This is a genomic window from Methanosarcinales archaeon (genome assembly GCA_014859725.1).
Taxonomy (GTDB): Archaea; Halobacteriota; Methanosarcinia; order Methanosarcinales; family Methanocomedenaceae; genus Kmv04.
The window spans coordinates 1-10,246 of sequence record JACUTQ010000075.1; the positions used below are offsets into that span (position 1 = coordinate 1).

The following is a 10,246-nucleotide window of genomic DNA, read 5'->3' on the forward strand; positions in this document are numbered from 1 at the left end:
ACAGGTGCACACTGTAACATAAATCTGAATATCTACTTATATTTGCAGGCAAATTCATTGCATAAACTTATACCAGACATTCATATTCTCAATATTTCCTGAGATATTAGTATTGTTTAGTAATGTACCGGTGTATGAATATCCTGATTTACTAAATAAGATATTTATTCCATATGAAATAGCCCGTGCAATTGTGTAAGTCACTCTTACATTTTTCGTTTGCATTTCATTTTCCATACATTGCAAAAGATATGATGCAAATCCCCGACCTCGATACTCAGGCAAAGTAGCAAAATCAGTCATTTCTGCATTTTGTGACTTGATATCCATTTCAGAAGATGATAATGAAACAATTTCATCATCTTTCCATATACCAAAATAGACTATATTTTCTTTCATTGTTTTTTCAATATAATTAATATCGTGTATGGGAAATGGATATGTTTCAAATACATTTTTATAAATATCGACTATTTTGTTTGCATCTGATCTTTCACAGATCTTATAATAACATTCAGACGAAATCTCACTATTTATCGGACTTTGAGCTTTTGATAGTGCCATATTGACGATTTTCTCAATCTTAGCATCTTTTTCATCCTGATTTGATAATTCATATCGATATTTGCTCATAAAAAAGACATTCTTGCTGCCATTAAAAAAATCCGGGATATGAGCTTCAACAATATACCCATTGTCCATGAAAACATCTTTTGCAAAGGCTGGAACCTTAGCTATTATCTTAGAATAATCCTCAGAAGATGCCAATTTTTCCAGATCATATATTAGATTTGGTATGTCATCATTAATTAATTTCATCAGATATATACGATCATTAAATTTCCCGTGTTGAATGATGGACTTACCAATGTTTGTAATCAGATCATTCATCTTCTCTTCTTCCCATACGTTCAGTATTTTCAGGAACAAGACTTTCAGTCTGATCAAAATCTGATAATAACTTTCCAATACCAATAAATTTATACTCATCAGCAGGTTCAAGCTTCAATTGTAATTTACAATTATCACAATCTCTATCACAAAAAATAGGCGTGTATTCATCTGGTTCTTTGTATGCGGTAATAACTCCCTCATAATTCCGTAAAATTACTTTATTTGTCGACCATGAGATCAAATAGTTAGGCATTACCGGGATCTTGCCACCTCCGCCAGGTGCATCAATTACATAAGTAGGAACAGCAAAGCCACTTGTATGTCCTATCAGGCTTTCAATAATCTCAATACCTTTACCCACTGGTGTACGAAAATGAGATAGACCTTCGGACAGATCGCATTGATAGAGATAATATGGTCTGACTCTATTTTGAACAAGTTTATGCACCAATCTTTTCATTATCCTTGGACAATCATTTACTCCAGATAACAAGACTGTTTGATTGCCAAGAGGTATTCCTGCATCAGCAAGTTTCCTCAGTGCTTCTGAAGAAGAATGTGTGATTTCCCTTGGATGATTAAAATGTGTGTTTATCCACAATGGATGATGTTTCTTTAATATTTCGACTAATTCATCAGTTATACGATATGGCAATACGACAGGCATTCTTGTACCAATTCGTACAATCTCAACGTGGGGAATTGCATTTAAGTCTGTGAGAATCCAATCAAGATATTCATCAGATAACATTAAAGGATCTCCACCTGACAATAGAACATCCCGCACAGAAGGAGTATTTCGAATATATTCTATTCCCTTTAAGATCTCATTTTTGTCAGGAATGGAGTCTTTATCCCCAACTTTTCTTTTTCTTGTGCAATGTCGGCAATACATAGAACATACATTACTAATATGGAATAATGCTCTGTCAGGATACCTATGCGTAATTCCTGGAACTGGGCTATCTTTATCTTCACCTAAAGGATCGTTTGTTTCACATTTGCTAATATTTAGCTCTGACGGAGATGGAAATGATTGTTTAAAAATAGGATCATTTTCATAATCATCTGTATCAATCAATGATAAGTAATAAGGCGTGATTGATATTGGGAATTTTTTTATAGTTTCATCAAATTGTTTTCTTAAATTTTGATCGAATTCTATGTCAAGTAGGTTCTCAAAAGTTGCAATATCTTTAATGGAATGCTTGATTTGCCACCCCCAGCTTTTCCAGTTTGAAATTGAAGCATCTGGATTTATGTTTTCTGCGATTTGTTTTTGATTTTTATTGTAAATTGGCATGAATTTATTCTCATTTAGAATGTTTATAACTAGGATCTAATAGTTTTATAATTTTTATAAAATAAAAATTGTTAAACCTCTTTTTCCAAAATCTGGTCTTTTTATCACGTGTTTCTAGTTTGCATGCATATATACTTTCCTGTTGGGTGTAAAATTTAAAAATAAGTAATTGTGTTTTTTTAATCAAACTTCGCAATTATATCAGATTAATTTTATTTGATTTATTGTACATTTTGGCGCCACAAAAGTAAGTAACCCCCTATCTTTCGTATTAATCCTGAACCATCGAGCATCATTAAGATGCCTCGGATTTGAGCGTTAGCGGAATCCGGGGAGCTTCACTGAATTGTATAAAATTCAATCCCGTTTTGAACAATTTTCTCATATGCTGCACTTTTGTTAACTCAGTGCCGACAATCTCTTTTACAGGTATTTTCAGGCCAAAATTTTTTCTTAAATTCCCGGTTCCCAGACTCCGGTAACCTTACCACTTAAAGCCAACCTGCCCATACTTCTTTTCACGTCCCTGCTCACTGGAGAAGGCGCACCATCCTCTAACGGCGTTCCAGGTAGCGGTGTGAAATAATGGGAATGAATGCGACCGTTATTATCAACAATCCATTTTATCAAATCCAATGTATCTTTCTGATCATCCGGGGTCTCGCCGGGTAGCCCAAATATAACATCAATAATGGGTGTAAGTTTATATTCCAGACATAACTGTATCGCATTTTTTACTTCATCCACTCCATGCCCCCTGCCAATCTGATCAAGCACATCCTGGCTGCCGCTCTGCGCACCCAGGCTTAAGGATGTATTATGGCAGTATTGTTTTACCAGTCTAAGCATCTCCTCGGTCACGAATTCAGGCCTGACCTCTGAGGGAAATGTACCGAAAAATATCCTGCGCCCTTCCGGAATAGCTTCCAGCAGCGCCTCTACTTTATCCGGCTCCGGACATATACCATTTGAACCGTATGCAAAAGCATTGGGAGATACAAACCTCACATCCCGCATCATACCCGCATATTTTGCCACCATTTCGGGATGGCGGTGACGCATTCTGTGTCCGAACAGCCTGGGGGTCTGGCAGTAACCGCACTTGTGGGGGCATCCCCTGCTGATCTCTATGGCACCCATAAGGAGGTTGTTGCAGAAAGGTGGGTATCTATCAAGGTCTACATCAGGTCTTTTTCCTGTGTATATACAGTCTCTCACCTTAAGATATGCAATGCCTTCCACATCAATGGGATTTCCTTCCCTGATGCTTCTGATAAGTTCGGGAAGAGTTTCCTCTCCCTCCCCTATCACCACGTAATCGAAAAATTCCAGGCACTCTTTTGGCCTTACTGAGGGGTGTGGACCGCCTGCTATGAATATAGAATCTGTGGACGCATCTTTTATTTCCCTGAATACCTCATCTGCCTGTGCAGTTGCAAAGCTGTAGACCATTATCCCGTCAGTTGGCTGTTCCACCAGCTGTGCTCCATCAATAAGCGGCATCAGGGCTGCCAGGCTGTTCCGGTTCTTCTTATTCCACTTAAAATTCACATTCAAGGCATATACCCCTACATCTGGATAGGTGAAAGGGTCACACACAAAAGGCCAGCTGCAAAAACCAGGATTCCCAACATCTTTCTTGAGCTGCCGATCTCATCAGCATCATCCAGGGGTTCAGGATGTCCACCGGTTGCGAACAGCATAATAAACAATCCCCAGAATATCCACATGGCACCATTTTGATGCATAATATCATATACGAAAAATCCAATTGACAGCAGAATGAATGGCATTATCCTGGAAACAAGATCAGCTTTTGGACCCAGTATAGCCCATAACACATGTCCGCCGTCCAATTGACCGGCAGGGATAAGGTTCAGTGCAGTTACTAGCATTCCAACCCAGCCAGCAAAGGCCACGGGATGAATGATAATGTCTTCTCCTATGCCTCCCAGCAGGCTGCCGATAAATAAAAAAAGGGGAGGCAATGAAAGGTTGAGGAACATGCCATTTTCAGGCACTGCCAGTATTACTGGAGGAAGAGATAGCCCGATTGCTGTGACCACAATAGAAGCTATCAGGCCTACAACCGGCCCGGCCACACCTACATCGAACAATGCTTTCCGACTGGGGATTGGACCTTTATTTTTGATAACAGCACCCATGGTGCCTACGATACTGGGAAAAGGGATGAAATAAGGAAGCGACGTTTTCATGCCGTGGATCTTTGCCACAAAATAATGGCCCATCTCATGGGAGCCTAACACGAACATAATAGCAAGAGTGAAAGGAAGGCCTTTTATTATATCAATTGGATTAGAAAAAGGATGTCCTCCGAACATGAACAACGATCCCACGAACATAGTTGTGAAAAATGTAATTGAAGCCAACACCACATTGATCCAGATCCGCTCTTTTTGTTCTACAATTGGACTGACGACCAAGACATTTTCACCCAGTTCATAGCTCATCTGAACATCGTAACCCATATTGTTCAAAGGAACCCATAATCGTTTCAAAATATCTTTTGGTTCGTTTTTAAGATGTCCGTATAGAAAATGAACTCCATCTTCGTACACATATTCATATATTTTGAAATCCGGCACTTCTGATTTTATTATCTCAATAATGGCATCATCAGAGTCTGGTGGAATGTTTTGTTCAGAATCATTCATAATATCGTAATAACCCCTTTTGTACCATCAACCCTGACAAGATCGCCGTTTTTAATCGTTTCAATTGGATCTGGGTCAGTACTATCAACCATTGGAATATCTGATATAATAGCTCCCACAACAACAATAGGTTCAGCAGACCTGTTTATAATAGCTGCCGGGGCTACATTGTTCTTTTTCAACTGGTACATAACATAAGACCCAACAGTTGAACCTTTCCCCTGCGGAAACACCAGGACCTTACCACTCAGGCATTTACCTTCGAGTTCATGCCCATCCTCCACGACTATTCCGGTAACGGGATCAACACTGCCCAAAAATGATATGGACTTTGATGTTACAAGGGCAACTCCCTCAGCACAACCCCGTGAGATCGGTCTTCCCATCAGGACTTTAATTGTTATCTCCTCCACTCAAACAATCGTTGATAGTAGCAAGCCTTGAACCGACACCGCACATACCCGGAATATAATTCAGGGCTTTCCCTGAATCGGTAAGTACACATCCAAACCTGTCTGTAGCAGGCGAAACCACCATGCAGGTATCCACTATCACCTTAGCGCCACTAGACTCAATTTTATTGACAAGATCCGGATTTGCATCCCGGACATTTCTTGAGGTGCATATCCACACTTCCCTGTCAAGGTTTTTCCCTTCAAGTAGTCTGGCAACCTGTTCCAATTCGTCAGCAGAATAATGGGGACAACCCAGTGCAGCCAGATCAGGTTCATCCTGACAGCCTTTACCAAATACCTCATCGATCTGTTCTCTATCAATAATTATGGTTTCTTTTGTTTTCTGATACAAACTTGCTTCAGGCGTTACATCCTGGACATGATATAATGCCACAGCACCTGATGCTGCCATGGCCGCACCCAGGGCCTTTAATTCATTATTTGACGGCCGGGATGCAAGTTTAAATAATGGTATACCAGATCCTACCAGGGATCCCACCAGATGTCCCAGTGCCCCATAATCAGCACCTTCAAGCCGGTATTCCACTTTAACAGTTACTTCAGGCACCCTATTCTCATCCAAATGGTATCCATAATTTGGAGTTTTTCCGATCAAAGCAGCAGATAATGCGGAAGGGCCGCCCTCGCGATTGGTCCTGGCCCCTATTACAGAGTTTGCATAGGATACGGCCGAGCTTTCACTCCAGGCCAGATGATCCCCAAAGGAGGCCAACGTATTATCAATATGATATGGCGTACACGTGCATTCACACCTTACACCAAGGCGCCGATATGCTTCGATGATCTGAATTTGTTTGGACGCAAATTCCTCATCGATTCCCATTTCCTGCCACCTGGACAGGTCCATACCAGCCGGATTTAAAATTGACGGCACCACTACCGTACCTTCGATATCTGATATCCATTCAAAACCGGCATCACCTATGGTTTTGTAACTCACACCTGCAATCTGGGCGCTTTTTATAGGAATTAAAAAATCTGCACCATAGATATCACCCAGAGCAGTAAGTATCTCCATAGCTTTCTGGAGTGTTGGGCCTTGCTCTCCTTCCAGGATCGTTTCTTCTTCCCGGGTTAAGTGCAAGCTTTCAATCCTCCCAGATATCTGCCCGTTTAAACTTCCACTCTTCTCCAAGTGTCATGGTGGCATCCAGGCCCATTTTTGCTGTATTTCCATTTGGTGAGCACATGGGATCAAGGCTACTTCCCCTGACATCAGAATAGATCATAAGATTCTTATCAGCCCTGAACCTTGTTGCAATCGCATATTCCACGTCTGATGGGTCAAAGATATCGATGTCATGATCCACAACCAATATGTGTTTTAGACTTTTGTGGGCTCTAAAGGCAGCATCAATGGCCTTGACCCCGTCATCATCCTGTCGCTTGTGGATCTGGACTATTGCATGCAGGTATGAACAACCACCCCCGGTCAATACTACATTCAGGACATTGCAGACTTTTCCCACTTCTTTTAAAATAAGGGGTTCATAAGGAACTCCCATAAGCATCTTATGTTCGCCGCCGGCAGGCATAATGGCATGGTAAATGGGGTCGCTGCGGTGCATGATCTTTGTGATGTGAATAAGAGGTTCCTGCCTGATTATATCAACCGTGCCAGTAATATCTACGAAAGGTCCTTCACATACTCGAGTATCAGGGTCGATATATCCTTCCAGAACCCATTCAGCATGAGGTATTTTGATTCCGTTTTCAAGCTGGAATAATTCGACCGGGCGCCCAAGCAGTGCGCTTGCATACTGGAACTCTTGTCCTTTTGGTACCCTTGTGGTGGTTGCCAGCAAGATGACGGGATCAATACCTATCACAACTGCGATCTGTAGTTTTTCCCCTGCCTGAGAGGCTGCTTTGTGAAGATTATAAGTATGTCTGTTCTCAACCAGACGGCCCACCATAGTGTCCTTCCCATTTACCATCAACCTGTGTATGGATGCATTATAGACCCCACCATATTCAGATACCACAACCCCGGCAGTAATATATGGACCTCCATCAACAGGAAAATTGGTCAGTATAGGGATGTTAGTCAGGTCTGCTTCATCCTCTATGACCTCCATAGCAGGAGTGGTATCTACATGGACAACTTCTCCCCGGGGTTTTATACCAGCCAGGTAATGCACCATTTTTTCCGGTGTAGTGCTCAGGGCACTGGCCATCAACTGCCTATTATTTATAATGTTCATTACAACCCTGTGTCCATTAACATTGTTAAAAAGAATAGGATCAGAATGCTTCATTGCCAGTCTGGAAACTTCCAGATAAGGGGAGAGATAATCATTATTTTCACTTAGCAATTGAGCTGATTTTAATTGTTCGATTAGATTTCTGAAACTCATTTCGTATTCTCTCAAAGTATTAATTGACTGCTATATGTTATATTATATTTTCCATTAATTCAAAAATAATAAATAATTTTTTATAAAAACAGGCAATGACATTATTTAAATATAACTAAAATACATAATGTTTATATATGATTTAAGTTATTCGATTTTAAGAAATTACCTGTTAATTTTGGGTTATTATTTATTGAAAATAGGAACAGCAATCTATCTACAGGAGGAAATTGTTAATGAGCGAAGGATTTAGTTATTATTCAGGGATTCCAACATTTGAAATAATGCTGGGAATTGCATTAATTGCAGTCCTGATATTTCTGATTGGAATGATATTGAACATGAAAAAATGGGGCGGTGGAAGTGTAAAAGCATTCCTCAGTGCCTTTAGGAAATCTGCAACTAAGGATGGGCACCAATCCATTATAGTAACACTGGTACTGGATATATTTCTGCAACGCCGGCTGATTCGGCGCAGTCCGTTTAGATGGGTTATGCATATGATGATCTTTGTTGGTTGGGTAGGTATGCTTGTACTTTCACTGATTTTCGCAACATTTGAAATACTTCATGAAATCGGAATTAGAAGTTTCGATTTGTTTATAATCCGGGATGGTTTTGATGCACCAAATGAGATTATGGGATATTTGCTTCTTATTGGACTTGTAATTGCAATATTAAGGCGATTAATACTTACAGATGTAAGTAAAAGGACTGAAATGTTTGACTGGGTACTTGTTCTGGGTATACTGGCTATTACAGTAACAGGTTTTATTGCAGAAGGTTATAGACCGGATGCAAACAGTTTGTGGACCTTCGTAGGTGCTGATGAGGTAATGGCCCGGACTCTTGCTCTTTTCCATGTTGCGATTTCATTACTTTTCTGTATCGCATACATTCCGTTCAGTAAATATATGCATATGATAGCTGCACCGCTGACACTAATAGCTCACGGTGGAGGCGAGTAACATGGCTGAAGCGAAGAAAAAAGAAGAAAAAACAGTTCCTGAGATTCCAAAAGGACAACCTGCAATCAAGGTTGATGTCATTGATCCAATATCATTGATGCAATATGATGCATGTACCAGGTGCGGTGAGTGCGACAACTGGTGTCCAACTCTGGACGCTATGAAAAAAGATATGAACATCTCTCCCAGAGATAAGATCAGCCGATGGCGTGATTTTATGGGAAAGAGCTATGGCTTGCGAGCCAAACTGTTCGGAGCTAAGGCGATTCCTGAAGATGAGATCCAGGATTTCAATGATCACCTGTTCCACTGTACTACTTGCGGTGCATGCGGTAGTGTATGCCCGGCCGGTTTAAACACAATTGAGATGTGGGAAGCCACCAGGCAGCAACTAGTGCTAAGAGGTAATGGTCCATATGGTAAACAGAGCCTGTTCCCCAAACTTATTGGTGAGATGCACAATCCGTACATGAAAGACCAGAAGGAAAGACTTGATTGGATACCTGACGATGTTGAGATTGCCGAAGAATCAGATATTGCATATTTTACCGGCTGTACAGCAGGGTTCAACCAGCAGGTACTTGCAGTCTCCACAGCAAGGGTATTGAATAAATTGAATGTACCTTTTGTAATGCTGGGTGAGGATGAATGGTGCTGTGGTTCAGCTCTTATCAGGACAGGACAGCCCCATATCGGTGACACCCCCAGACAGGCGGGAATACATAATGTGGAAGCTCTCGAGGCAAAAGGCGTTAAGAAGGTGCTTTTCGCATGTGCCGGTTGTTTCAGAGCAGCCACCCTTGACTGGCCTCGCCTTATGGGTCGTAAGCCTAACTTTGAGGTGGTGCATATTGCTGACTATCTTGCAGAGTTGATCGAACAAGGTAAGATGCAATGGGAAGGAACTCTAAATAAAACCATCACCTATCACGATCCCTGTCACCTGGGAAGACATGTGGGTGTGTTTGAAGGACCGAGGAAAGTAATTCAAAGCATGCCAGGCGTGAAATTTGTGGAAATGGAGAGAAACCGCGACCTTCAAAGATGCTGTGGTGCAGGTGGCGGTGTAAAGGCCGGAATACCTGACCTGGCTCTTGAGGTAGCTTCAGCCAGGGTTAAGGATGCAATGGATGTAAAAGCTGATATTCTGTCTTCTGCATGTCCATTCTGCCGCCGTAATCTGGGTGACGGTCGAAACGCTGTACTGGGTAAAGAAACTGGTGACTTCAATAAGAAGGATGCAGCCGGGGACGAGATGATGGTGGAAGATCTGATCGTGTTAACAGCTGAGCTATTGGGTCTTTCTACTGATATCAAACCCGTACCTGAAAAATAAAACCTTTCCGGCGCATGAAATATTTGCGCCTATTTTCTTTTTTTTTATAGTATATTACCCAACTTTGACAGCTAAATAAAATTAGAGTCCTTAGCATGTACGTTGATTCAACAGGGGCAAATGATTTAGAACACGGATTTCAGCCGAATAAGAAAGAGCGATTACTCGCTCTCCCTCTTCTAAGAACCGGACTTGCGACTTTCATCACATCCGGCTCACGCGTTTCATAACCCTTTC

9 protein-coding genes are annotated in these 10,246 nt (G+C 41.2%); 2 read left to right on the top strand and 7 right to left on the bottom strand.

Features of this window, described 5'->3' with window-relative positions:
• Positions 1–54: 54 nt before the first annotated feature.
• The 7 genes from ablB to IBX40_07545 all read right to left on the bottom strand — a co-directional run bounded on the left by ablB (position 55) and on the right by IBX40_07545 (position 7,705).
• On the bottom strand, positions 55–891 hold the full coding sequence (ablB, locus tag IBX40_07515) for a putative beta-lysine N-acetyltransferase (protein ID MBE0524163.1): 837 nt from the start codon (positions 889–891) through the stop codon (positions 55–57).
• Positions 884–2,197 carry a lysine 2,3-aminomutase gene (ablA, locus tag IBX40_07520; protein MBE0524164.1) on the bottom strand — a complete coding sequence of 438 codons (1,314 nt, stop codon included), beginning with the start codon at positions 2,195–2,197 and terminating at the stop codon, positions 884–886. Before ablA ends, ablB begins: the two co-directional genes overlap by 8 nt.
• A gap of 453 nt (positions 2,198–2,650) precedes the next feature.
• On the bottom strand, positions 2,651–3,754 hold the full coding sequence (locus tag IBX40_07525; GenBank protein MBE0524165.1) for a TIGR04013 family B12-binding domain/radical SAM domain-containing protein: 1,104 nt from the start codon (positions 3,752–3,754) through the stop codon (positions 2,651–2,653).
• An 11-nt stretch (positions 3,755–3,765) separates the two neighbouring features.
• Positions 3,766–4,872, bottom strand: coding sequence for a site-2 protease family protein (locus IBX40_07530; protein MBE0524166.1), 1,107 nt, complete (start codon positions 4,870–4,872; stop codon positions 3,766–3,768).
• Positions 4,869–5,258 carry a DUF126 domain-containing protein gene (locus IBX40_07535; GenBank protein MBE0524167.1) on the bottom strand — a complete coding sequence of 130 codons (390 nt, stop codon included), beginning with the start codon at positions 5,256–5,258 and terminating at the stop codon, positions 4,869–4,871. Before IBX40_07535 ends, IBX40_07530 begins: the two co-directional genes overlap by 4 nt.
• Before the next feature lie 7 nt (positions 5,259–5,265).
• Positions 5,266–6,432 (bottom strand): aconitase X catalytic domain-containing protein, encoded by a 1,167-nt coding sequence (locus IBX40_07540; protein MBE0524168.1) that lies wholly within the window; start codon positions 6,430–6,432, stop codon positions 5,266–5,268.
• Positions 6,433–6,436: 4 nt separating this feature from the next.
• A complete protein-coding gene (locus IBX40_07545) occupies positions 6,437–7,705 on the bottom strand; it encodes a UbiD family decarboxylase (GenBank protein ID MBE0524169.1) in 1,269 nt (422 codons plus the stop codon).
• Between the two features lie 236 nt (positions 7,706–7,941).
• Here IBX40_07545 and IBX40_07550 point away from each other — a divergent pair, with 236 nt between their 5' ends.
• Both IBX40_07550 and IBX40_07555 read left to right on the top strand, forming a co-directional pair.
• On the top strand, positions 7,942–8,673 hold the full coding sequence (locus IBX40_07550) for a respiratory nitrate reductase subunit gamma (protein ID MBE0524170.1): 732 nt from the start codon (positions 7,942–7,944) through the stop codon (positions 8,671–8,673).
• Between the two features lies 1 nt (position 8,674).
• Entirely contained in the window at positions 8,675–10,009 is a 1,335-nt protein-coding gene (locus IBX40_07555; GenBank protein MBE0524171.1) for a (Fe-S)-binding protein, read from the top strand.
• The last annotated feature ends 237 nt before the right edge of the window (positions 10,010–10,246 follow it).

Excerpts from the sequence above, each read along its gene's own strand:
- IBX40_07535 (MBE0524167.1), bottom strand. The coding sequence starts at position 5,258 with ATGGGAAGACCGATCTCACGGGGTTGTGCTGAGGGAGTTGCCCTTGTA.
- IBX40_07530 (MBE0524166.1), bottom strand. The coding sequence starts at position 4,872 with ATGAATGATTCTGAACAAAACATTCCACCAGACTCTGATGATGCCATT.
- ablA (MBE0524164.1), bottom strand. The coding sequence starts at position 2,197 with ATGCCAATTTACAATAAAAATCAAAAACAAATCGCAGAAAACATAAAT.
- ablB (MBE0524163.1), bottom strand. The coding sequence starts at position 891 with ATGAATGATCTGATTACAAACATTGGTAAGTCCATCATTCAACACGGG.
- IBX40_07555 (MBE0524171.1), top strand. The coding sequence starts at position 8,675 with ATGGCTGAAGCGAAGAAAAAAGAAGAAAAAACAGTTCCTGAGATTCCA.
- IBX40_07550 (MBE0524170.1), top strand. The coding sequence starts at position 7,942 with ATGAGCGAAGGATTTAGTTATTATTCAGGGATTCCAACATTTGAAATA.
- IBX40_07545 (MBE0524169.1), bottom strand. The coding sequence starts at position 7,705 with ATGAGTTTCAGAAATCTAATCGAACAATTAAAATCAGCTCAATTGCTA.